The 23378-nt window shown below is 71.2% G+C and carries 21 protein-coding genes; 8 read left to right on the plus strand and 13 right to left on the minus strand.

What is annotated here, in order from left to right; genetic code table 11:
• Positions 1-33 precede the first annotated feature (33 nt).
• On the minus strand, positions 34-1410 hold the full coding sequence (locus CA12_RS02155) for a PQQ-binding-like beta-propeller repeat protein (protein ID WP_165700505.1): 1377 nt from the start codon (positions 1408-1410) through the stop codon (positions 34-36).
• Positions 1411-1567: 157 nt separating this feature from the next.
• Here CA12_RS02155 and CA12_RS02160 point away from each other — a divergent pair, with 157 nt between their 5' ends.
• Positions 1568-2917 (plus strand): HEAT repeat domain-containing protein, encoded by a 1350-nt coding sequence (locus CA12_RS02160; protein WP_165700506.1) that lies wholly within the window; start codon positions 1568-1570, stop codon positions 2915-2917.
• A 122-nt stretch (positions 2918-3039) separates the two neighbouring features.
• On the opposite strand, the gene CA12_RS02165 is transcribed toward CA12_RS02160, so the two are convergent.
• Together CA12_RS02165 and CA12_RS02170 are read right to left on the minus strand one after the other, a co-directional pair.
• Entirely contained in the window at positions 3040-3537 is a 498-nt protein-coding gene (locus tag CA12_RS02165; protein WP_145357137.1) for a ferritin-like domain-containing protein, read from the minus strand.
• A 304-nt stretch (positions 3538-3841) separates the two neighbouring features.
• Complete coding sequence (locus CA12_RS02170; protein WP_145357139.1) at positions 3842-4429, minus strand: hypothetical protein; 588 nt, start codon at positions 4427-4429, stop codon at positions 3842-3844.
• 401 nt (positions 4430-4830) lie between these two features.
• Between CA12_RS02170 and CA12_RS02175 the strand changes: the two genes are divergently transcribed.
• Both CA12_RS02175 and lnt read left to right on the plus strand, forming a co-directional pair.
• Entirely contained in the window at positions 4831-5454 is a 624-nt protein-coding gene (locus CA12_RS02175; protein ID WP_145357141.1) for a gluconokinase, read from the plus strand.
• 46 nt (positions 5455-5500) lie between these two features.
• On the plus strand, positions 5501-7489 hold the full coding sequence (lnt, locus tag CA12_RS02180; RefSeq protein WP_145357143.1) for an apolipoprotein N-acyltransferase: 1989 nt from the start codon (positions 5501-5503) through the stop codon (positions 7487-7489).
• A 185-nt stretch (positions 7490-7674) separates the two neighbouring features.
• On the opposite strand, the gene CA12_RS02185 is transcribed toward lnt, so the two are convergent.
• Entirely contained in the window at positions 7675-8889 is a 1215-nt protein-coding gene (locus CA12_RS02185) for a DUF4142 domain-containing protein (RefSeq protein ID WP_145357145.1), read from the minus strand.
• Between the two features lie 297 nt (positions 8890-9186).
• Between CA12_RS02185 and CA12_RS02190 the strand changes: the two genes are divergently transcribed.
• Complete coding sequence (locus CA12_RS02190; protein WP_145357147.1) at positions 9187-10584, plus strand: deoxyribodipyrimidine photo-lyase; 1398 nt, start codon at positions 9187-9189, stop codon at positions 10582-10584.
• Position 10585: 1 nt separating this feature from the next.
• Here CA12_RS02190 and CA12_RS02195 read toward each other — a convergent pair whose 3' ends face one another.
• Positions 10586-11668, minus strand: a complete 1083-nt coding sequence (locus CA12_RS02195) for an NAD-dependent epimerase/dehydratase family protein (protein ID WP_145357150.1) — start codon at positions 11666-11668, stop codon at positions 10586-10588.
• 92 nt (positions 11669-11760) lie between these two features.
• Positions 11761-12183 carry a putative toxin-antitoxin system toxin component, PIN family gene (locus CA12_RS02200; RefSeq protein ID WP_165700507.1) on the minus strand — a complete coding sequence of 141 codons (423 nt, stop codon included), beginning with the start codon at positions 12181-12183 and terminating at the stop codon, positions 11761-11763.
• A 77-nt stretch (positions 12184-12260) separates the two neighbouring features.
• Between CA12_RS02200 and CA12_RS02205 the strand changes: the two genes are divergently transcribed.
• From CA12_RS02205 to CA12_RS02215, 3 genes are all read left to right on the plus strand, one after another.
• The gene (locus CA12_RS02205; RefSeq protein WP_207622110.1) at positions 12261-12686 is read left to right on the plus strand and encodes a diacylglycerol kinase family protein; all 426 of its coding nucleotides are present in this window, start codon (positions 12261-12263) and stop codon (positions 12684-12686) included.
• Between the two features lie 98 nt (positions 12687-12784).
• Positions 12785-13822 carry a UV DNA damage repair endonuclease UvsE gene (uvsE, locus tag CA12_RS02210; protein WP_242688103.1) on the plus strand — a complete coding sequence of 346 codons (1038 nt, stop codon included), beginning with the start codon at positions 12785-12787 and terminating at the stop codon, positions 13820-13822.
• A 170-nt stretch (positions 13823-13992) separates the two neighbouring features.
• Complete coding sequence (locus tag CA12_RS02215) at positions 13993-14190, plus strand: cold-shock protein (RefSeq protein ID WP_145357156.1); 198 nt, start codon at positions 13993-13995, stop codon at positions 14188-14190.
• Positions 14191-14370: 180 nt separating this feature from the next.
• On the opposite strand, the gene CA12_RS02220 is transcribed toward CA12_RS02215, so the two are convergent.
• On the minus strand, positions 14371-15486 hold the full coding sequence (locus CA12_RS02220; protein WP_165700508.1) for a DUF1570 domain-containing protein: 1116 nt from the start codon (positions 15484-15486) through the stop codon (positions 14371-14373).
• Between the two features lie 157 nt (positions 15487-15643).
• Here CA12_RS02220 and CA12_RS22940 point away from each other — a divergent pair, with 157 nt between their 5' ends.
• Positions 15644-16990, plus strand: a complete 1347-nt coding sequence (locus CA12_RS22940; RefSeq protein WP_145357160.1) for a hypothetical protein — start codon at positions 15644-15646, stop codon at positions 16988-16990.
• Here CA12_RS22940 and CA12_RS02230 read toward each other — a convergent pair.
• The 6 genes from CA12_RS02230 to CA12_RS02255 form a co-directional block, all read right to left on the minus strand.
• Positions 16956-17408 carry a hypothetical protein gene (locus CA12_RS02230; protein WP_145357162.1) on the minus strand — a complete coding sequence of 151 codons (453 nt, stop codon included), beginning with the start codon at positions 17406-17408 and terminating at the stop codon, positions 16956-16958. The two genes, CA12_RS22940 and CA12_RS02230, sit on opposite strands and share 35 nt — an antisense overlap.
• Before the next feature lie 71 nt (positions 17409-17479).
• Positions 17480-17977, minus strand: a complete 498-nt coding sequence (locus CA12_RS02235; protein ID WP_145357164.1) for a hypothetical protein — start codon at positions 17975-17977, stop codon at positions 17480-17482.
• Positions 17961-19460: a DUF1501 domain-containing protein gene (locus CA12_RS02240; protein WP_145357166.1), complete on the minus strand. Its 1500-nt coding sequence runs from the start codon at positions 19458-19460 to the stop codon at positions 17961-17963. Before CA12_RS02240 ends, CA12_RS02235 begins: the two co-directional genes overlap by 17 nt.
• 26 nt (positions 19461-19486) lie before the next feature.
• Complete coding sequence (locus CA12_RS02245) at positions 19487-19792, minus strand: type II toxin-antitoxin system RelE/ParE family toxin (protein ID WP_145357168.1); 306 nt, start codon at positions 19790-19792, stop codon at positions 19487-19489.
• Positions 19789-20088: an addiction module protein gene (locus tag CA12_RS02250; protein ID WP_145357170.1), complete on the minus strand. Its 300-nt coding sequence runs from the start codon at positions 20086-20088 to the stop codon at positions 19789-19791. The genes CA12_RS02245 and CA12_RS02250 overlap by 4 nt, the downstream gene beginning before the upstream one ends.
• 65 nt (positions 20089-20153) lie before the next feature.
• Positions 20154-23357 carry a PSD1 and planctomycete cytochrome C domain-containing protein gene (locus tag CA12_RS02255; RefSeq protein ID WP_145357172.1) on the minus strand — a complete coding sequence of 1068 codons (3204 nt, stop codon included), beginning with the start codon at positions 23355-23357 and terminating at the stop codon, positions 20154-20156.
• Positions 23358-23378: the final 21 nt, after the last annotated feature.

Here is a 23378-nt window from a genome sequence, read left to right on the forward strand (position 1 = left end):
GAAAACGAACTGCGAACGGACGGCGGGGCCGCGTCAGTTCTCGACGGCGGCCGGGGCGCCCGCGGGGGCGGCGGCCGGGTCGGCAGGGGGGGCGGGGGCCTGGTCGGCGGGGGCGTCGTCGGCGAAGTTGGGTTCGACGGGGCGCCGCTCCGGGTTGGCGAAGTAGACCGGGAAACCGCTCCCGGCGGCCTTCAGGCAGAGCACGATGCCGGTCTTGTTCGACACGATCACGCGGTCGGTCAGCGCGTTCTGCATCCGCACGGGGAAGCGGTCCATCCGCACCGAACCGATCCGACGGCCGGTCGCCAGATCCAGCGCGACCACGTTGTCGGCGAAATCAGAGACGTACGCCCGCTCCCCCGCCTGACCGAGGAACCCGGTCGTGCGATCCGCCTGCCAGATCGCTCGGCCGGTGTCCCGGTCCAGGCGGGCCACCCCGCCCCGCCCCGGCGTGACGTACAGTGCTCCCTGCACGACGGCGGGGGCCGTCTGAACGGGCTCGCGGGTGACGAACTCCCAGCGATCCAGGCCGTTGGTGATGTCGACGGCGTACAGGTTTCGGTCGGAGGAGGCGACGTAGACGACGCCGTCGGCGGCGACGATCGGGGCGGTCGCCTGGCCGTCGGTTTCAAAGCGCCACAGCAGTTCGCGTTTCTCCGCGTCCACGCCGTACATCACGCCGCGGACGTTGGCGAACACCGCGGCGATACCGTCCACCACCACGCCGCCGATCAGCGGGGAGCCGGTTTCGTAGCGCCAGCGCTGCGTGCCGGTGGCGAACTCCTCCAGGCGTTTCTCCATGTGATAATCTTCAATCGTGCCCATATCGAAGCTATAGACGCTGCCGGTGACGGTGGGCACGAACAGCCGGCGGCCGTCCTCGGTGTCGCCGATCGTGGGGGCGGCGACGGCGGCCTGCGGCAGGGGCAGCGCCCACATCGTCTCGCCGGTGTCCTGATGAATCCCGTAGGCCGTCCGCCCCACGCAGGCGAGCACCAGCCCCGGGGAAGACTTCCCGCCCGGCGCCGCTTCGACCGGCGGCGCCGTCGCTACCCGGACCGCCGTCTGCCCGTCCCGGCCGACGCGGATCGCCCACTTCTTCGCCCCGCTGGTGAGGTTGATCGCGGTCAACAGGTTGTCGTTCGTCTGCACGTACACCGCGTTTTCGTCGGCGGTGAGGTGCTCCACCTGCCCCCGCCCCGCGGGCACCGCGGCGACGGCCCACCAGGCGATCTCCAGCCCCGCGGCCTGCAGCTCCCGGGGGGCGGGCAGCATGTTCTGGGCGAACGCCGGCGCGCCGCCCAGCGTCGCCGCGCACAGCGCCGCACAGATCAGCCGGAGCAGCCGACGCGGAACGCGGTTCGAAAGCCGACGGGGGAGCGACCGGCGGACGGCGGAGTTCGCAAACACGGGGGGCGATCTGTCGGGTTCGGGGCGACGCGCACGAAGCCGCGGAAAGGGGCGGCCGGGAGGGCACGATACCACCCCGGCCCCCCGACAGGGCATTGAGCGAACCGCCCGGCGGCGGATAATCCGGTCCTCTCCCGTCCTCATCCCGAGGTTCGCCGTGTTCGGTTCGACCCGCCCCGTCGTCGCGGCGCTCCTCCTCACCGCCGCCGCGGTCTCCCCCGCCCCCGCGAGGGCGGACGTCGTCGTGCTGAAGGCCGGCGGGGAGTTGCGGGGGGAGTTCGTCGGCGACCCGACCCGCGGCGAGAGCTTTGTCATCCGTACCCAGACCGGGGCCACGGTGCGGGTGGAGCGCTCGGAAGTCCGCGACTGGGCCTACCGCGACGCCGGCCGCGAGGCCTTCGAGCGCCGCTTCGACCGCACCCCCGACGATCCCGACGCCTGGTGGGCCCTCGCCGAGTGGGCCCTGCAGAACCGCCTCCGCCCGGAGCGGGACCGGGCGCTGCGGAAACTGCTGACGTTCGATCCTGATCACGAGGAGGCCCGCCTGGCCCTCGGGCACCGCCTCGACCGCGGCGAATGGCTCACCCCGGCCCAGTGGCGGGGGCGTAACGGTCTGGTGCTGTACGGCCGCCGGGCCGTCTCACCGGAGGAAAAGGCCCTGCTGGAGGCCGCCGACGCCCGGGACGCCGCGGAGAAGGCCTGGTTCCGACAGGCCCGCCAGTGGGAGCGGGCGCTCTCCGACCCCGCCCGGGCCGGCGCCGCCCGGGCGGAGATGGTGCGGGTGACCGACCCCACCGCGATCCCCGCGTTTCGGCAGTTCTTCGCCGAGTCCTCCGACAGCCGCGTGCGCATGCTGTACGTGCAGGTCCTCGCCCGCATGCCGGAGACCGCCCCGGTCCCCGCGCTCGCCGTGCAGGCGATGGGCGACGTCGACGATCTCGTCCGGGAGCAGGCCGTGCGGGCTCTCGCCGAAGAGACCGCCCCCCACGACGGCCCCGCCCGGGCGGGCGCCGCCCAACCGCTGCTGCGCGACGGCCTGCGGAACGACGCGAACGTCACGGTTCGCCGGGCCGCCGCCGCGCTGGGGGCGCTGGGCGACGCGAACGCGGTGCCGGACCTGATCCGCAGCCTCATCACCACGCACCAGTACAAGGTCGCCGTGCCGGAGACCAGCGGCGCCGGGGTGAGTCTGGGGGCGAACGGCGCCGTCGGCGGCGGCCTGGGGGCGAACGCGGCGGGCGGCGGCCTCTCGCCGGAGGCGCTGCTCGGCATCCGCGCCCAGTACCCGACGGCAATCATTCGTCCCGGCCCCTCGCCGATCACCCGGACGCGGCAGGTGACGGTCAAGGTGGAGCACCGCAACCCGGAGGCCCTCGCCGCCCTGCAGGCGATCGTGGCCCGCACCGCCCCCGCGGACGCCCTCGGCGTCGCCCCGCCCGTCAGTTACGACGAGGCCCTCTGGGCGGCGTGGTGGGAACGCAACCAAGCGGCGTTCGCCGGGCTGTGAACCCGTGACAGCCCGAGGCGCGAGCCGAGGCCGAGGGGCGGATCGCCCAACGAAAAAAGCGTCCCGGACCCTCCGAGGGTCCGGGACGCTGCGATCCCTTCTCGATGCAGCCGGCGACGGCCTCAGGCCGCGGCGGAGCGGCTGGTGGCGGTTTCGACCTCGCCCTGCTTGGCCGGGGTCTGGCGGAGCAGCTTCGAATACTCGTCCACGCCTTCCTGCTCCTGAGCGAGGATGTCTTCCAGGAAGATGACCAGCGAGCGGTCGGCGTGCTCTTCGGCGAGTTCGATCGCGGCGGAGTACATCTCCACGGCTTTGCTCTCGAAGGCGAGGGCGTTCTCGACCAGCTCCTGGACGTCGCGGGACTGCTTCACCTCGTTCCGCAGGACGGTCGGCACGCCGCCCAGGGCGGCGATCTTCTCGCCCACCAGCTTGGCGTGGCCGAAGGACTCGTCGGCGTCCTCTTGGAACTTCGGGGCGTACAACTCCCGCATCAGACCCTCGACGATGAAGGCCGCCTGCGAGTACTGCTGCACCCCGGTCCATTCGTGCTTGAGGATCTCGTTCAGCTGATCGATGATCGGCTGGGATTCGGTGAGCGTGTGGGAGGAGGCGGCGTTCATGGGATTCTTTGCGAAATGCGAAGCGGATAGGGCCGGCCCACTGGGGGCCGGGTCAGGTATTTTAGCCGTTTCGGTCGATCGCACAGCGGCGGTTCGCCCTAACCGGGTGGGATTGGAGCGATTGAGACGGGTTCCCACCGCTCCCCGCCGGAAGGCGCCGTCCGGTTGAGACCCGTTCCCGTCGGGGGCTTCGTTTCCGCGAGGGACGCCCCTCCCGCACCAACGCGAACGACCCGGGCGCCGAGGGCGTCCGGGTCGTGAAAGAAGCGACGGGGCGGCGGGGCCGCCCGGCGGTGCGGGACCGTCAGGCGACGGGCCATTCCTTCTGGCAGCGGCAGCAATGGAAGCCGACGAGCGTGCCGCTGCCGGGCACCAGTTGGCCGCTGGCGTCGCGGACGCCGTCGCTCAGCAGGACCGGCTCGACGCCGCCGGCGCCGCAGGATTTGCAGGTGCGGTTGGCGTGCAGGGCCTTGGCCCGGGTCAGCGGGCTGTCGGCGGCCACGCCGGGCGGGGTGACGGCCCAGCCGCCGATGCGGCCGGCCACGCCGGCGGGCAGCTCGGCGTCGCCGGAGGCGCCGCGGCGGAACTGCGGCGGGGAGAGGATCGCCGACAGCGGCAGCACGTCCGGCCGCTCGTCGGCGGCCGCGACCCGGCCGCCGGCGGTGTCGTGCGGGGCGTGAAACCGCAGCGTGACGGGGCGACCGCCCTCGTCGACGGACTCGCGGCGGGCGGTCTCGTCGGCGTCCCGGCGGCTGATCGCCCGGCTCGGGAAGGGCAGCACCCGCGGGGCGGCGACCGGATCGGCGCCGTCTCCCCGGGAGGCGGCGGTCCCCGATTCGTCGGGGGTCGCGGCGTCGTCGCCGCGGTACAGGCGCAGTACGGCAGTCTTCATCGGGTCGTCCTCATCCCTGAGTGGTGGGCGTCCCCGGCCGCGCCCCGGGAGGGGCGAAATCTTCGGGCGAAGTCGTCTTCCCAAGGTGCGGGGGGAAAGACGACGCTCGATCCGACGATCGGCGATCGGGAGCCCCGGCGAATCCTTGCCGAGGCGGCGACGCGGGTTTTATTTCGGCCGGAAGCGACCCGCAAGATCGCACCCGATGGATCAAGGTCGGAATTTCCCGAAAATCGCGTCGTGATTGGGGGTTTGGGAGAGCACGGGGGATCAGGCGGGACGCGATCGATCCCAGCCTCGCCAAGTCGCCCCGCTTCGCCGTCGCCGTTAGGCGGCGGGCCCCCTGGCACGTTTGCGCCGCCAACGGCGACGGCGAACCGAGAGGGCCTTACACTGCGGCCATGTCCGTTTCGGAACGCCTCGAGCCGCCCCCGCCGCCCGCCGCGGACGAGGTCGGCGCCGTCGTGCTGGCCGGGGTCAGCGGCTGCGGGAAAAGCACGGTCGGCAAGATGGTCGCCCGCCGGCTGGGCTGGGCCTTCGTCGACGGGGACGACCTGCACCCGTGGAAGAACGTCTATTCCATGCACCACGGCCGGGCCCTGACGGACGCCGACCGCGACCCGTGGCTGGAGCGTTGCGCCGACCTGCTGGAGAACCACGTCGCCAACGGGGTGCCGGTGATCCTGGCGTGCAGTGCCCTGAAGAGCCGCTACCGGCGCCGCCTGCGGCGGGACGCGGAGACCCTCCTCATTCACCTCGCCTGCAGCCGCGAGGAGTTGATCCGCCGACTAGGCGGACGGACCGGGCACTTCTTCGATCCGAGCCTGCTGGATAGCCAGTTCGCCGCCCTCGATCCGCCCACGCCCGGCGACGGCACCTTGCTGGTGGACGGGGACGCCGACATGGAAGAGGTGACGAACGACATCGTCCGCCTGATCACCCGTCCCGCCGACCGGGCCGCCCGGCTGGCGGCCCAGGGGACGGGGGCGGCATCCGCCTTGCCGGGAGGGGGCGAACGGTGGTAGGTCGCGCCCGAAGCTTCGCCGTTCGCCCAGCCCGCCCCGCCGTCCGATGCCCCCGCTCGCTCCCCCGACGGTCGCCCCCGCGACGACCAGTCCGTCGGCCCACGACCGGGTCGCTCCGGTGACGGCCTCGACGAAGCCCCAACCGGCCGCCGGGCTGACGACGAACGAGCCGACGGTCCGGGCGATCCTGCGGGAGGCCGTTCCCGTCACCGTGGTCCGCCCGCCGGCGAGGACCGCCTGGCTGTGCGGCGCCCTCGCCGCGGCGCTGCTGTGGGCCTGCTTCTATCCGCTGGCCTGGGGCCCGCTGGCCTGGGCGGCGCTGGTTCCGCTCTGTCTGCTGGTGCGGAGCCCGGTTCGCACCCGGTGGGAGGTGCGGGCGCTGTGGGCCTGCGGCTTCGTGGGAACCGCCTGCCAGATCCAGTGGATGCGGCTGGGCGACGTCGCCATGTATCCGGCCTGGCTGGCGCTGAGCCTGTACCTCGGCCTGTATTTTCCGGCGTTCGTGCTGGCCTGCCGGGGGTTGGTGCACCGGGTGAAGGTCCCCTTCGCCGTCGCCGTGCCGGTGGTCTGGTGCGGACTCGAACTGATTCGCGGCCGCCTGATGACCGGGTTCGGCTGGAACCTGCTGGCCCATTCGCAGTGGGACTGGACCACCCTGATCCAGATCGCGGACGTCGGCGGGGCCTACCTCGTCGGGGCGGTCGTGGCGCTGGGCAACGCGGCCCTCGCCCTGCTGGTGCCGGGTTCCGTTCTGAACCGGCTCGGATTGATCCCGAACGACGAACCGCCCCCCGCCCGCTTCGCCCCGCTGTGGCCGGCGATCGGGACCGCCTGCGTGTTGGCCGGCGTGCTGATTTACGGCACAGTCCGCCGGGCCGGCGCCGAGTTCCCCGCCGGCCCGCGGGTGGCCCTCGTGCAGACCGATCACCCCAGCAGCCTGCGGAGCGATCCGGAGCAGGCCGACGCCCGGTTCACCTCGATTCGGCACCTCTCCGCCGCCGCGACGCCCTACCGGCCGGACCTGGTCGTCTGGCCGGAGAGCGCCTTCCCCTACCCGCTGTTCGCGGTGCAGGAGGACGTGTCCGAGGAGGCGTTCGCCGCCGCCGCCACGCCGGTCGCCCCGCCGGAGTACTTTCGCAGCAACGTCGGCGGCGTGGCGCTGGCCTCGCTGGCGGAGAGCGCCGGCGCCTACCTGCTGACCGGCACGACCGCCGGCGAGATCGCCGACCCGGACGGCGACGGTCCGCAACCGGCCCGGTTCACCCGCTACGGCTCCGCCGCGATGGCCGCCCCGACCGGCGGCCGCGGCGCCGACGGCCTCGCCCGCGGCGCCCTGATGGGCCGCTACGACAAACGGCACCGCGTCGTCTTCGGCGAGTACGTCCCGAACCTGCCCGGCCTCGCCAAGCTCACCCCCTTCACGGAGCAGCCCGGCCAACAGATCGGCATCGGCGAGGGCGCCCACGCCGTCGCCTTCCGCATCGACGCCCTCGGAACCGATCCCGCCGAGGGCCAGCCGCGGCCGTCGTACACCGTCGCCCCGCTGATCTGCTACGAGGACACCGTGCCGCACCTCGTCCGGGACACCGTCAACGCCCTGCCCGCCAACGGGGCGAACAAACAAACGGGGCCGGACGTGCTGGCCGTGTTGAGCAACGACGGCTGGTTCGACGACAGCGCCGAGCAGGAACAGCACCTCGCCGTCAGCCTGTTCCGGGCCGTTGAGACCCGCACCCCGCTGGTGCGGGCGGCGAACACTGGCGTGAGCGCCGTGATCGACGGCGACGGCGTCCCCCGCACCCCGAACGTGTTCCTCGACGAACAGGGCCAGCCGGTGGACCTGTCCGCCCTGTCCAACGCCGCCCTGCCGGACGACCGGGCCTGCGTGCTGATCGCCGACGTGCCGCTGGACCCACGCCGCAGCCTCTATCTGTGGTGGGGCGACTGGCTGGCCTTCCTGTGCGCCGCCGCCGCCTGCGTAGGCTTCCTGCTGAACCTTCGGCGCACGCCGGCCCCGACCGCTGCGGCGGCCTGAATCCCGTCGATCCGAAGGCGTGCCGCCCCTTGTGAGCCCGAAGCGCAAGCGAGGATCGACGGCTCCGAACCTCGCTTGCGCTTCGGGCTCACTGAAGCCGGCCCGGCGGTTCGTCCCCCAACAAAAACAGCCCGGACGCGGTTCGCGTCCGGGCTGGGAGCCGGGTCGACGGAGCGAGGCGAACCTCAGTTGTTCGCGGCCCGATTATTCGCGCCGCGGTTGTTGGCGCCGCGGTTGTTAGCGTTGCCGGCCGCCGGGTTGTTGGTGACGTCGTTCAGCAGGCCGATCGCCATCGTCAGGTGCTGCTGGGTGTCGACGCGGCCGGCCTTGAACACATCGGCGGCGGGTCCGTCGACCTGTTCGGCGGCCATGGCGAGGGTCTCGAGCATCGCCACATGAGCACCGATCTGCTGGCTGGCGTAGGCCTTGTCGAAGTCCGCCGGGCTGAGCTTGTCGAAATTCTGCTTCAGCGTTTTGCCGTGGCGTTCCGTGAGCTGCTCACGGAAGGCGAGCAGGTCCGCCGTGGAGCCGCCACGGTTCCCCTGCACCGGACGCATCGCGGTCCGTTCCTGCAGGCCGTTCGGGTTCTGGGCCGGGTCCTGCGGGGTGTCGGCGAGAGCCGTGTCGGCGGCGTCCGTCACCTCGTCCACGATCTGATCGACCGCCGCCTCTTCGCTGGTGAGCGCGTCCTGCCGCAGCACGTCGTCGGCGACCTGGTCCTCAATGGCGGCGGCGTCCGTCGCGGCGGCGTCGGCGGCCGGGTCGGGCGTTCCGCCGCGGAAGGCGCTGGTGCGACGGCTCGGCAAGTCCGCGGCCGGCGCCGACGGGCCGCCGCCCAGCGCCTCAAGCTTCTGCCCGAACTGGGTGTGGGCCTGGATCATTTTCTCGGCGAAGTCCTTGACAGCGGGGTTCTGCGACTTCTGCTTGGCGTACTCGGCGAGGGCGATCTCCGCCTGATTGTCCTGGCGAACCCAGCGGACGAGAGCGTCGCTCGGCACCGCCGAGGCGTTCCCCCTGACGTTCATCATCGGCGCGTCGGCGCCCGGCTGGCCGTCGCGGGGCTGCATACGGCGGTCCTGGCCGTCGCGGGTCAGCGGCCGATCGCCGGGACGCATGTCCTGCCGGTTCCCCGGCCGATTCGGGACGGCGCCGTCCTGAACGCCGTCGACCCGACCCTGAATCCGGTCCTGCCGGCCTTCGACGCGATCCTGCACGCGGTCCTGCGTCCGGTTGATCTGCTGTTGCGCGCCGTCGAGCTGGTTCTGAGTGGCGTCAGCCCCGCTGCGGATCTGCTCTTGAACCCGGGAGAGATCGTCTTGCGGCGGGGGCGTTTGGTCTTGAGCGAAGGCCGGGGCCGCAAGGGCGACGGCCGCGGCGAGAGAGAGCGCACGAGTGAGCATTGGAGCGTCCGAACGGTCATGTGAGAGAGGGGAGCCGTCGGAAATCGTCGGGGGCGGTTGTTCCGCCGACGCCGATTCCGCAGGCGTCACGCCACCCTACCGGTCGCCGAAGGAAGCCCGGCCGCCAACCCCCGCATGACCGGATCGCGGGGGACCCGAGGGCGGCATCGGGGACGTTCCGCGGGACAAAGCCCCACGTCCTCCCCGGGGTGCGCCGGCCTCCGGGACGGCCGTCGCTCCTCTCCCGCCGCCGGTCAACCCGCCGGTCAGCTGGCTCTCGTCCGCTAGGCTTCCCCCATGGCCACGCAACTGATCGAACCGGCACGCGTCCGCAAGCTGACCGACGCCGCCCCCCGGCCCGGCGACTACGTGCTCTACTGGATGCAGGCCTCCCAGCGGGCGGAGCACAATCCCGCCCTGGAATACGCCGCCCGGCAGGCGAACGAACTAAAACTGCCCCTTCTCGTCGGCTTCGGACTGACGGACGACTATCCCGGCGCCAACCTGCGGCACTATCGGTTCATGCTGGAAGGGCTGGCGGAGGTCGAAGCCTCGCTGGCCCGCCGGGGGATCGGCTTCACGCTCCGGCACGACGACCCGGACCGAACGGCGCTCGCCCTCGCCGAGGACGCCGCCGCAGTCGTGGTGGACCGCGGCTATCTGCGGCTCCAAAAGCAATGGCGGCAGACCGTTGCGGAGTCGCTGAAAGGCGAATGCGCGTTCACCCAGGTGGAGGGGGACGTCGTCGTCCCGGTGGAACTGGCCAGCGACAAGCGGGAATACGCCGCCCGCACGATTCGGCCCAAGATCCTCAAACACCGCGACCGATTTCTGGTGGAATTGAAGCCGACGCCGCTGGACCGGGACGCGGGGGGCCTGTCGATCCCCGACGGGCTGGACCTGTCCGACGTCCCGGCGCTGTGCGATTCGCTGACGCTGGACCGGTCAGTCGGGCCGGTCTCCCAGTTCTTCGAGGGCGGCACGACCGCCGCGAAAACCCGCCTGCGAAGCCTGCTGGACGGCGGCTTCAGGAATTATTCCGCCCACCGCAACCAGCCGCAGACCGACGACCTGTCCTACCTCTCGATGGCCCTGCACTTCGGGCAGATCTCCCCCGTCGAAGCCGTGCTGATGACGCTCGAACGCTTCCCGGAGGGGGAGAACACGGAGGACTTTTTGGAGGAGGCGATCGTCCGCCGGGAGCTGACGCACAACTACGTGCATTACACGCCCCGCGACTACGACAGCTACTCCGCCCTGCCCGACTGGGCCAGGACCACGCTCGCCGAGCACTCCGGCGACGAGCGGGAGCACGTCTATACGCGGGAGGAGTTGGAGAACGCCGCGACCCACGACGACTACTGGAACGCCGCGATGCGGGAGATGAAGCACACCGGCTATATGCACAACTACATGCGCATGTACTGGGGCAAGAAGATTCTCGAATGGACGAACACGCCGGAGTACGGCAACCGGATCACCCGGGAAATCAACGACAAATACTTCCTCGACGGCCGCGACCCGAACAGTTACGCCAACGTCAACTGGGTCTACGGCCTGCACGACCGCCCGTGGACGGAGCGGCCGGTGTTCGGCAAGACTCGCTATATGAACGCCAACGGCCTGCGTCGCAAATGCGACATCGACGGCTACGTTGAGAAGGTGGATCGCCTCGTGGAACGGGCGGAGGGCTGATTCAGAGCCCGTGAAACTCTTGATACCACGCCACGAAGCGGGCGATGCCGTCCTCGACGGTCGTTCGCGGGGTCAGGCCGACGAGGGCCTCCAGCGGGGCGGTGTCCGCGGCGGTGGCGGGCACGTCGCCGGGCTGCATGGGCAGGAACCGCTTCTCCGCCGTGCGTCCGCAGGCGGCTTCGACGGCGGCGACCAGCCGCATCAGTTCGACCGATTCGTCGCCGCCCACGTTCAAAATGCGGACCGGGCCGACGCCGACGTCCGGGCGGTCCGGCAGGGCGCCCGGCGGCGGGGCGGTCGGCGGCAGGGCGGCGACGCGGACGACCGCCTCGGCGACCTCGTCGATATAGGTGAAGCTACGGCTCATCTTCCCCTCGCCGAACACCTCGATCGGCTCGTTGTTTAAGATCCGCTCCGTGAAGATCCACGCCGCCATGTCCGGGCGGCCCCAGGGGCCGTAGACGCTGAAGAACCGCAGGCCCGTGCAGGGCAGGCCGTACAGGTGGGCGTAACTGTGGGCCATCAATTCATTGGCCCGCTTGGTGGCGGCGTAGAGGCTCAGCGGGTGATCGGCCGGGTCGGAGGTCTTCAGCGTCGCGGCCTCGTTCGCCCCGTAGACGCTGCTGCTGGAGGCGTACACCAGATGCGGCGGCGGGCGATCCGGGTCTCCGCAATCGCCGGCGGAGACGCTCGCCAACCGTCGGCAGCCCTCGAGCACGTTGAGGAACCCGTCCAGATTCGCCGCCGCGTAGGCGTGCGGGTGGGACAGGCTATGCCGCACCCCGGCCTGGGCGGCGAGGTGAATCACGCAGGCGACCGGCCCGGCGGAGTCGAACAACCGCTCCGCCGCCCTGCGGTCCGCCAGGTCGACGTGGTGGAAGGTGAAGGGGCCGGGGGCGTCCAGCCGCTCCAGCCAGTCCAGCCGGGCCCGCTTCAGGGAGGGCGAATAATAGGGGTTCAGATCGTCCGCCCCGATCACCTCCGCCCCGCTGCGGCGCAGTAACTCCACGACTTTGGAGCCGATGAAGCCCGCGGCTCCGGTGACCAGCACGCGGCCGGCGGGGCGGGGCGGATCGGCGGTCATCGCGGCGGCTCGAAAACGGGCGGTGCATCATGCGGAACGAACCGGGCGAACGGAACCGGACCCGTCGCCCAAGCCGGATGCAGGCGTCCGGCCTAGATCCCGTCCTCGCCCCGCGTCCACGCCCCCGGCCGACGGATCGGCACGCCGGCGTATTCGCCCACGTCCAACAGATGACGGTCGTTCGACAGCAGCGCGTCCGCCCCGGCCGCGGCGGCGAGGGCGAGGAACTTGTCGTCGTCCGGGTCCTCGCTGACCCCGCGGGCGGCGGCGTTCTCCTCCGCCGTCGGCACGACCGCCTCCGCCCGCCGCAGGGCCGCCAGCACGCGCTCCACCCCGCCCGGCCGCCGGACGGCCCGGGGAACGATGAACCGATACTCCGCGAACGTCGCCGGACTGACGATCAACCGCACCGTCCCCGCCGTTGCCGCGGCGAGCAACCGCCCGCTGGAGGAGCCCGGTGCGTACGCCGCCCCGACCAGCAGGTTTGTGTCGAGGATCAGGCGGGGCGTCGCCAAGGGGAAAGGGGAACGGCGTGAGGGGAAAGTGATAGGTTGTCGTGACGTCAGCGTACTTTCCCCTTTCGCCTCACGCCTTGCCCCTCTCGAAGCCCCGACCGCCGCGGCCCGGGTTCACGCCGGCGGGGCGGTGGTCGAGCTTCGTCTACGCCGCCCGCGGGTTGGCGATGCTGGTTCGCACCCAGCCGAACGCCCGGCTGCACGCCCTGGCGGCGGTGTTGGTGACCTTCGCCGGGTGGGCACTGGAGGTAGACGCCGCCGGGTGGCGCCATCTGGCGGCGGCGATCGCGGCGGTCTGGGCCGCGGAGGCGTTCAACACCGCCTTTGAACTGCTGTGCGACGTGGTGCATCCGGACTATCACCCGATGGTCCGCGACGCCAAAGACGCCGCCGCCGGGGCGGTGCTGGCCGTCAGCCTGGGGGCGGCGGCGGTCGGGGTCTTCACGCTGGGACCGCCGCTATGGGCCTGGCTGAGCGAAGCGCAGGCGGCGAACAGTCGGTAGCCCGAGGCGCGAGCCGAGGCCGGGCGGCGATCGTCGCCTCTCTCCACCTCGGCTCGCGCCTCGGGCTGCCAAAGGGTGGGACAGCCCTACACTCCCCCGTGCCTGCCAAAACGAAATCGCCCGCCGTCAAGCTGCCGAAGGACCCGGCCAAGCACATCGGCCCCCGCCCCGCCCCGGCGCCGCTGCCGGACGTGCGGCCGCTGCGGTTGGGCCTGTGCTGCACCTTCGACGATCAGCACCTCAACTTCCGCGTCGCCACCGCGACCCACCTGTCGAAGCTCTCGCGGGAGGGAGCGCAGGCGAAGCTGGGCGAGATCCTCGCCCACAACGCCCGGGCGATGAATCAGGCAATCCGGTTCTGCGATGCGGTGAACATTCGGGCGTTCCGGGCCTCCAGCCGGCTGTTGCCGCTCCGCACGCACCCGGACGTCGGCTACGACCCGGAATCGCTGCCCGCCGGCAGGGCCAGCGTGGCCCTGTTCCGCGAGGCCGGCCGGCGGGCGGAGGACGCCGGCATTCGCACCCTGCTCCACCCGGAGCAGATCACCGTCCTGTCCGCCCACGACCCGGCCGTCGCCGCGAACGCCGTCGACGAGCTGATCCATCAGGCGGAGATGGCCGAGTGGCTGCGGGCGGACACCCTCATCATTCACGCCGGCGGCGGCTACGGGGACAAACCGGCGGCACTGGCCCGCTTCGCCGAGAACGTGCGGGGATTGCCGAGCGGCGTCCGCGATCGGCTGGCGGTGGAGAACGACGACCGCGTCTTCACCCCCGCCGACCTGCTGCCCGCCTGCGAGGCCCTGCGGCTGCCAATGGTCTACGACGCCCACCACCACCGCGTGCTGCCGGACGGCTTAAGCGAAGACGCCGTCACCCGGGCCGCGAGCGCTACGTGGGCGGAGTGCGACAAGCCCGCCGGCCTGCCCCGTGAGCCGGTATTCCACCTCTCCAGCCCCAAGGAGGGCTGGGACGGTCCGAAGCCGCATCGTCACGCGGACTTCATCGCCCCCGCCGACTGGCCGGCGGCGTGGGACCAGATTCTCAGTGCCGGCGGGCAACTCACGGTGGAGGTGGAGGCGAAGGCGAAGGAGCGGGCCGTCGCCCGCCTCGCCGCGGCGCTGGCCGGCCGCTGACGTTTGGGCGGTCGCGGGGGTCGGTTCCCCATGAAAGTTTCGATTTGAGCGGCAGTTCCATCTGTGCGAGTTCGAGGGCCGACGGTAAACTCTGTCCTTCCCGCACGGGCGCCGGCCGGTACGTTTCCGACCGACGACCGCGCACCTGCGTTTTTTTCAAGCGACGAGTGATGGCTGAGGGCACGATTAAGCGACTGACGGACAAAGGGTTCGGGTTCATCGACGCCGGTACCGGCAAGGACCTGTTCTTCCACATGTCCAATGTCGAAGGCATCCACTTCGACGAACTCACGGAGGGGCAGCGCGTCTCCTTCCACTCCGGCCAGGGCCCCAAGGGTCCCCGCGCCGAAAACGTCACCCCCATCTAGTCCCGACTAGCGTCGGGTGACTGAACCGCGTCGCCCCCTTCCCGGGAGGCGACGCCGCACCGATCAGCGACCCGGCCCGCACTCGTACCGCGGGCCGCAGGCCGACCGGAGTGACAGGAGATCAACCGCGGCCGGGGCCCCGCCCCGACCGCGGTTTTTTCATGCGCCGGGCCTCCGCCGTCAGAGCGCCGCGACGAACCGCTCCAGTTCGCCCTCCAACCGCCCCGGCGGGGTGCCGAAGGCGGCGATGAACGCCGCCCGGCGGGCCGCGGGGTCGTCGGCGGCGGCGTCGGCGGCGGTCGTTTCGCCGACGGTCCGCAGATAACGGGCGTAGCGGTCGCCGCGGGTGTGCATCAGGAAGAAGGTGAAGGCCCACGCCTCGGCGTAGAACGTCAGCGAATCGCGGCCGGTCAGGTCGTCCCCACCCGGCCCGCAGACCAGCGCCTCCAGATAGCCGTCCGCGTGCAGATGCGTGCGGAAGTGATGCAGCCGGCCGGGGTTCACGCGGTCCGACGGCCGCACGGACCCGGTCGCGGAGAGAAACGCTGGGGCCTCCAGTGCCGTGGCCAGCCCCTCGGCGACCCACCGCGGCGTGCCGCCGGTGCGGTGGTGCAGGCCGGTGTTGAAGGCGATCTGATGAACCGCCTCATGAACGAGGGTCGCTTCAAACGAGGCATCCGACGCTCCGCCCGGCGGCTCCCAGACGCTCAGCCGGTTGCTTTGCGGACTGTAGTACCCCTTCAGCGCCCGCGGCACGGAGCGTGGCGAGGGGGCGGCGCCCTCCGCGGCGGCGGCCTCGGCGAACGCGTCGAAGTCTCGGTGCACCACGGCAATCAGCGGGAACTCCGGCTCCCGCGGCGGCGCCCCGTGCCGGGCGAACCAGCCGGTCGCCGCCGCGTAGGTCCGCTCCAGCTTCGCCCCGAACGTCCCCGGCGTGCGACTGGCGTGCCGCACCACGAGATACCGCCGCGTGGCAAACACCGCTGCATCCTCTTCGCATTCCGCCCGCAGCCGGGCCGCCGCGGCGGGCATCGGCAGCGGGGCGAAGCGGTCGTCGACCCGGCGAAAATCCCGCACCCCGGCCAGCGGGACGGCGTGCAGGGCACCGAGATCGTCCGTCAGCCAGGCGGCGGAGTCGCTCCGCAGTTCCAACCGGCCCTGCACCGGGCCGTCGGGGCCGGTCAGCTCGATCAGCGACCGCCCCGTCGTCGGTCGAACCCGCGGCTCCCGCCCCAACGCCGTCCCGCTGAACACCGTCGCGGCCAGCAGGGCGAGGAGGAACGCGACTTTTACCACGACGGACACGGCGGTGCCTGCTGCGGGGCTTGTGGAGGAGGAACCTCGAAACCTACCCCGCCCCCTTGCCGCCGGTCGGGGGCGGGCGGACGCTGGGCCGGTCCGCCGCCCGTCGCGGCCGGTCCGATCCGCACCACCGGTCCCCCCAGGTTCGCCGATGACGCCCGCCGCGCTGCTCGCCGCCGCCGCGATGCTGGTCCCGCACGGGGTTCCCGTTGAACCGCCCGGCGCCGGAGAATCCGCGGTGCCGACGCCGGAGCGGGTCGCGGCGTTGGTGGACGCGCTGTCCGCCCCATCGCGGTCAGAGCGAGCGCTGGCGGAGCGGGTGCTGATCGCCCTCGGCCCGGCCGCCGCCGACCTGCTGCCGACCCCCGGCTCCCCCGCCGCCCCGACCGGCGCCGCGGCGCTGGCCGCGTTGGACCGGGTCCGCACCGCCCTCGCCGCCCCGCCCCCCCTCCCCGCCGGACCCTCCCGCCTGCGGATCGCCGAGTTGCCGCGGGGGTCGCTGGGCGCCCTATTGGAGGCGATCGCGGAGCGCACCGGGAACCGGCTGGAAGCCTCGGAGTTAGAACCGGGCATGCTGTCCGCCGCGGCGCCGGACCTGTCGACGCTGGCGGAGCCGGACGGCACGGTCACCTTTTGGACGGCGCTGAACGCCCTCGCCCCCGGCCGGTTCACGGTGGGAACGGTGGGCGAGGAGGGTTTGGCGCTGCTTCCGCCGGCCGAGGCGGAAGGCGCCCCCGCGGCGACGGCGGCCGGCGTGCTGCGGATCGAAGTCGGCCCCGTCGCCGTGCGGCGGCGGTTCGGGGCGGAGGGTTCGCTGTGGCGCGCGCCGGTGCGGCTGATCGCCGAGCCCCGCCTGCAACCGCTGACCGCCCGCCCGCTCGAGGGCGGATTGAAGGCGACCGTGGGGGGGGAGCCGCTCGAACCGTTCAGCCCGGCGGCGTCGCGGGAGGCGCAGTTCACGGACGGGGCGACGACCTTCGCCGTCGACTTCCTCCCGCCCTCGGAGGGCTCCCCCGCGGCCGACCTCGCCGCCCTGACCTTCGGCGGAGCCTACGAGGCGACCTTCCTCCCCGGCCGCCGCGCGTTCCACTTCGCCCCGAACGCCGCCGGCGAATCGCAGTCCGCCGACGGGGTGACGGTGCGACTGGAACGCGTCACGATGAGCCCCGTCGACGCGGCGATCGCCGCCGCGGTCCTCTACGACGCCGACGCCGGTGGCCCGGCGTTCGAGAGCTACCAAACCTGGCGCTACGAGGTCGCCGTCCGCCTGCGAACCGCCGATGGGACCACCCTCGAACCGACCGCCCCCCCGCGAGTCGTCGCCGAGGGCAGCGCCGCGGTCGCCGTCCGGGCGAGCTTTAGCCTGCCGGCCGACGCGGCGCCGGACCGGGTAGAAATCGCCGCCCCCGCCGCCCCCGTGACCACGGCGGTGCGGTTCGAGGCGCTGAATGTTCTTGGCGGGTCTACGGCGAAGGAAACGGCCCCGCCGACCCCCTGAAGTCGAAGCTGTCAGTCGCCGGGTCGTAGGCCGCCAGCACGTACTCCTCTGTGTTTTCAGGGGTCAGGCGAATCGGTTTGCCCAGTTCCCGGCCGAGATCTCGCATCCAGGCGAACACCGCCGCGGCACGCTCCGCGGTCGTGACTTCTTTGGGATCCAGGTCGAACTCAATATCTCCGGTCCAGAAGAAATGGCAGTTCGCAGTGCAGCCGCCGAGGTTTACGGCCATTAAATGAAGCCCCTCTCTTTGACCGTCCGGAAAGATTTCCTGCGCGGCAGGCAGATCGGCTTTGCCGTCGACACTACTGTACGAATAGGTTTGGGGACCGGTTCGGACAAAGTCGAGGAGCCGTTCCCAATCGTCGACCGTCGTCTCCAAAACGAGAACGTCTCGCAGACTGCCGTCGCGATCGAACATCCACTCCGTCTCGGCCCAAGTCGGCAGAACGCATCCATCGTGAGTTCGCCCACCGTCCCGGCCGTGACCCGTCACAGCAGCCACCAGACGATGCCCGCGGTGACGGCGAGCATTGCCACGGCGACGGCGGCCCCGACCAGCGGGTTGTCTTCCAGCGCCCCGCCCTGCGGGGACTCGGCGGCGATCGGGAGGATCGCCTCGCGGAACGCCGGGAAATTGTGCCAGTGGGCGAAGACGCGGGCCCGGCCGGAGACTGTGCCGATGAAAATCGACGCGAGCGAACCGGCGGACGTCGCCGTCATTCCGGCGACCCGGCCCAGGCCGAGCAGCGCCCGCAGCCCCAGCCCGCGGCCCCCGCCCACGCGCAGCTCCCGGGCGGAGCGGATCTCCGCGAACGGCACCTCCCGGACCCCTTCGACCCCCGCCGACAGGAAGTTCCGCGGTACGTGACAGCGTTCAAAAATCACCACGCCGCGGGCCGGGTCGATCGTCGCCCGCGGCCGGTCCGGCGGGGCGAACGAGCGGTCTTCGCAGACGATCGCTCGGCCGCTCTCAGGCGAGGAGGTCATGGACCACTTCCCCGTGCACGTCCGTCAGGCGGAAGTCGCGGCCCTGGTAGCGGTAGGTGAGCTTCTCGTGGTTCACGCCGAGTTGATGCAAGATCGTGGCGTTTAAATCGTGGATGTGCACCGGCTTCTCAGTGACGTTGTAACTAAAATCGTCCGTCTCGCCGTAGACGATGCCCGGCTTCACGCCGCCGCCGGCCAGCCAGGTCGTGAAGCAGCGGGGGTGGTGGTCCCGACCGTAGTTCTCCTTCGTCAATTTGCCCTGGCAATAGACCGTGCGGCCGAACTCGCCGCCCCAGACGACGAGGGTGTCGTCCAGCAGGCCGCGGCGTTTCAGGTCCGTGACGAGGGCGGCGCAGGCCTGGTCGACGTCCTGGCATTGCTTGGGCAGGTCGCCGGCGATGTTGCCGTGCTGGTCCCAGCCGCGGATGAAGATCTGCGTGAACCGCACGTCCCGCTCCGCCAGTCGACGGGCCAGCAGGCAGTTCGCGGCGAAGGTGCCGGGGGTATTGACGTCCGGGCCGTAGAGGTCCAGCGTCTCCTGCGTTTCGCCGGAGAGGTCCATCAATTCCGGCACGCTGGTCTGCATGCGGTAGGCCATCTCGTACTGGGCGATGCGGGTGGCGATCTCCGGATCGCCGTAATCGTCCAGCGTTTTCTGGTTCAACGCCGCCAACCCGTCCAGCACGTCCCGCCGGGCCGCCCGGGATACGCCGGGGGGGTCGGAGAGGTACAGCACCGGATCGCCCTTGCTCCGCATGGCCACGCCGGCGTGGCGGGTCGGCAGGAACGCGCTGCCCCACAGGCGGTTATACAGCGCCTGGGCGGATTTCCGGCCGCTCCAGGAGGAGTGCAGCACCACAAAGGTGGGCAGATCCTCGTTCAAACTGCCCAGCCCGTAGCTGGCCCACGCCCCGATGGAGGGACGGCCGGGCAGCTGGGAGCCGGTTTGAATATAGGTGATGGCGGGGTCGTGGTTGATCGCCTCCGTCCACATGCTTTTAACGACGCAGAGGTCGTCCACGACCCCGGCGGTGTGCGGGAGCAGTTCGCTGATCCAGGCGCCCTGCTTGCCGTGGCGGGCGAACTTGTATTTGCTGGGGGCCAGCGGGAAGCGGGCCTGCCCGCTGGTCATCGTGGTGATCCGCTGGCCGTTGCGGACGCTGTCCGGCAGGTCCGCGTCGAACATCTTGTTCAACTCCGGCTTATAGTCCCACATATCGAGCTGACTGGGGGCGCCGCTCATAAAGAGCGAAATGACCCGCTTCGCCTTGGGAGCGAAGTGCAGCCCGCCGGCCGCCGCGTCGCGGACGGGGGCGGTCGCCCCCCCCGTCCCTGAACCCGCCTCCGCGGCCCCCAAATCGCGACCGAGCAGCGAGGAGAGCGCCGCGGCCCCGATCCCGGCGCCCATCCCCCCGGCCGTACGGCCGAAGAACCGGCGACGGGTCAGATGCAGGTCGCGTTCGCGGGCGGGGTGGACGTTCATGGGTTCGTTTCGGGTTTCTGAAGACGTCAGACCGGGCGGTCTTTCGGGTCTCTGCGGTGATGCCAGACGCTGACGACAGCGACGGCGTTCCGGGCCACAGTAAACAGGGCGTCGTACGGCCACGGCCGTCCGAGGGGGCAGCGACGGACGGGACCGAAGCGGACGGTTTCGTAAAAGATCGGCAGCGATTCGGGATCCGCCCCGATCCGAGTCATTGCCGCGTCGAAGGTCTTGAGAAAACGAACGGCTAAATCCGCTCCGCCGACCCGGTGATAATATTGGATCGCCCCTGCGAGTTCTTCGTCGGCTCGAGCGTGCGTGCGGACGATCACCCGAGGGCTCCCTGCGAATCCTCCTCCGAAAGGTTTTCAATCAGGGCTTGCATGCGTTCGCGGACCTGCTCCCAAGGCGTGCCCGGGTCCGTGCCTTCATGAAAGCCCGCGACCCGGCGGTCAAGCTCGGCTCGCTCGGCGGCGGTCGGAGCGGGGGAGCCGGCTGGACGAAAGCCCGTCAGGCGGTCCGCGAGCCCCATCTGGTCCCCCTCCGACAGCGACGACGCCTGCCGATATAACGCTTCCGCTGCCGGACTGAGCGGCGCAAAATCGGGCGCTTCGACGATCGTGGACATGCGGGCGACGGTTCTGAAGCGGGGCGGGCGAGGCGCGGTTCTTGAAGTTTAACGGTCGTGACGGGCTAGTTCGTCACGAAGGCGTCGGTGTTCATCATCAGGCTGGCCAGCAGGGTGAAGGCGGCGTGCTCGACCGGGTCGAGGGCCTCGTTTCGCGCCGTCGCCCCCACGCTCAACAGCTCCTGCGCGGCGGCGGGGTCGGCGGCGAAGTCGGACCGGCGGGCCTCCAGCACCCGGGTCAGCACGGCCAGTTCGTCCGCCTCCGGCGCCCGACCGAGCGTCAGGCGGAAACCGTGCTTGAGCCGTTCTTCGTCCGTCGTGCCGCCCTCGGTCAGCAGGCGGGCGGCGAGGTGGCGGGAGGCTTCGACGTACTGCACGTCGTTCATCAACGCCAACGCTTGCAGCGGGGTGTTCGTGCGGCTGCGGCGGACCACGCAGGACTCCCGGCTAGGGGCGTCGAAGGTGGACAGGCTCGGCGGGGGGCTGGTGCGTTTCCAGAACGTATAGAGGCTGCGGCGGTGCAGCGCGGCGCCGTCGTCCCGCTGGAACTTGGCGGTGTTGGAGTCGGTGTAGCCGACCGCCTCCCACAGCCCGTCCGGTTGATACGGCTTCACCCCGGGGCCGCCCAGATGCTCCACGAGCAGCCCGCTGACGGCGAGGGCGGCGTCGCGAATCGCTTCGGCGTCCAGCCGGTAACGCGGCCCGCGGGCCAGCAGGCGGTTGTCCGGGTCGGCCTCCAACTGGTCCGGGCCGACGGCCGAGGCCCGGCGGAAGGCGGCGGAGGTGACGATCCGCCGGTGCAGCGCCTTGACGTTCCAGCCGCTTTCGATGAACTCCGCGGCGAGCCAGTCCAGCAACTCCGGATGACTGGGCCATTCGCCCTGAAAGCCGAAGTCCTCACTGGTGCGGACCAGCCCCGTGCCGAAGTGCTGCTGCCAGATGCGATTGACCGTGACGCGGGCCGTCAGCGGGTGGTTCGGATCGACCAGCCAGCGGGCGAGCGTCAGCCGGTTCTGCGGGGCGTCCTCCGGCAGCGGGGGCAGCGCGGCGGGGGTGCCGGGGAACACCTGCTCCGTCGGGTTATCGTATTCGCCCCGATCCAGAACGAAGGCGTCGCGGGGTTGGTCCTCGTCCCGCATCACCAGGGTATTGGGCACGGTCGCGTCCAGCCGGCTGATCGCAGCCCGGAGGGCGCCTAATTCCGTTTCGTGCGACGTGAACCGCTCCTCGATCTGCGGAAAGACCGCGGTGCGGAAGTAATCGGCGAGGGCGCCCTCCCCTTCGTCGCCCCGCTGATCGGCGGGTTGGGCAAGGACGGCGGCGATCTCCGCGGGGAGGCGGTCGGCGGTCTTCGTCTCCGCCACCGCGGCTTCCCAGGCCGTGCGGGCGGCGGTGAGGCGGAGCGCCGGGGCCGCGGTCGTCTGGAAGCCGGCGGCGTCCCAGCGGACGTGGCCGCCCTTCTGGGTGAAGGCGAGGCCGTCGATCTCGTCGCCGGGTTCGATGCCGATTTCGCTCAGCGGAACTTCCAGCCGGGTCCACTCCCGACGTTCGGGCAACCCGCCTTTGGGCAGGCGGGAGGGGGTGTCGACCGTGCCGAAGCCGATCGCGTTTTTATTCCCCCAGATCGCCCGGTGCTCCCAGCCCTCGGACTTCGTATGCACCTGGAGCATGATCGCCCCCGGGTTGCCGCCGTATTCGATGAAGACGTGCACGAAGGCGCTGTCCCCCTCGCGGGCGACGACCGGGGAGGTCGCCCCAGTGAAGAAGCTCTGGCCCTGATAGCGGGTGTTGCGTTCCCAGCCGACCGCCCCGCTCTGCACGGGGCCTTCGCTTTCGGGGTACCAGCTCCAGCCGTTCACGCCGCCGTCGTCCTCGTCCCCCTCCGGCTTGGCGCCGGCGGGGAGGGCGTCGTCGACCCACAGGAAGTCCGCCCGCTCCGCGGGGTCGACCGGCTCCACGGACTCCGGGGCCGGTTCATAATTCAGTCCGGCGACGTAGGAGCGAAAGGCGTGCTCCTCCGCGGCGATCTCACTTTGCAGGCGTCCGCGTTCGGCCGTCTGCCAGGGGGCCTCCGCCCGCACGCTGGGCGGCGGGAGCAGGGCGTTGCCGTCCATCGGCGCGTCGCGGGCGCTGCGATAGTAGGCGTAGAGGCTGTAGAACTCCTTCTGGGAGATCGGGTCGAACTTATGATCGTGACAGGCCGCGCAGCCGACCGTCAGGCCCATGAACACGGTGCCCACCGTCTCCGTGCGGTCGACGGCGTAGCGGACGCGGTATTCCTCGTCGATGCTCCCGCCCTCGCTGGTCGTCACGTTGCAGCGGTTAAAGCCCGTGGCGATGAGCTGATCCAGCGACGGGTCCGGTAATAAGTCGCCGGCGAGTTGTTCGACGGTGAATTCGTCGAAGGGTTTGTTTTCGTTGAAGGCCCGCACGACCCAGTCGCGGTAGGGCCAGATGCTGCGTTCGTTGTCCAGGTGCAGGCCGTGGGTGTCGCCGTAGCGGGCGGCGTCCAGCCAATAGCGGGCCCGGCGTTCGCCGTAGCGGGGGGAGGCCAGCAGCCGGTCGACCAGCCGGTCGTAGGCGTCCGGGGCGTCGTCCTTGAGAAAGGCGTCCACCTCTGCCGGGGTGGGCGGCAGGCCGGTGAGGGTGAAGGTCGCGCGGCGGATGAGCTGGGCCTTCGTGGCCTCCCCGTTCACCGGCAGGCCGGAGGCGGCGAGTTCTTGATGGAGGAAGGCGTCGATTTCGTTGTACATCTCGGGACGCGCGCCGCCTGACGGCGACGGCGAACCTTGGGGCACCGGCGGTTTGACGACGGCTTCGAAGGCCCAGTGGCCGGTCCATTCGGCGCCCTGTTCGATCCAGCGGCGGAGGGTGTCCACCTCCGCGGGGGTCAGCGGGTCGCCTTCGCCCTCGGGGGGCATGGGGGCGTATTCGTCGGTGACGCGGTCCAGCATCACGCTGGCGGCGGGGTCGCCGGGGACGATCGCGTGGCCGCCGCCGTTTAATTCGACGAAGGCTCCCTCGGCAGTGTCGAACCGCAGCGGCGTGGAGCGGCCGGCTCCGTCGTTGCCGTGACAGAGGTTGCACTTATTCGACAGGATCGGCCGCACGTCCCGGTTGAAGTCGACCGGCGCCTCCGCGACCGCCTCCCCTGCCGCGGCGTCCGTGGCGGCGGGTCGATCCGGTCCCGCGGCGAGGCCGGCGGCGGTGAGACCCGCGGCGGTCAGGCAGGCGACGGCGAGCGGGGCCGCGACGGCAAACGGACGCATGCGGAGGGACCGGGGCGGGGC

Origin of the sequence: Alienimonas californiensis, from assembly GCF_007743815.1 — a bacterium.
Taxonomy (GTDB): Bacteria; Planctomycetota; Planctomycetia; order Planctomycetales; family Planctomycetaceae; genus Alienimonas; species Alienimonas californiensis.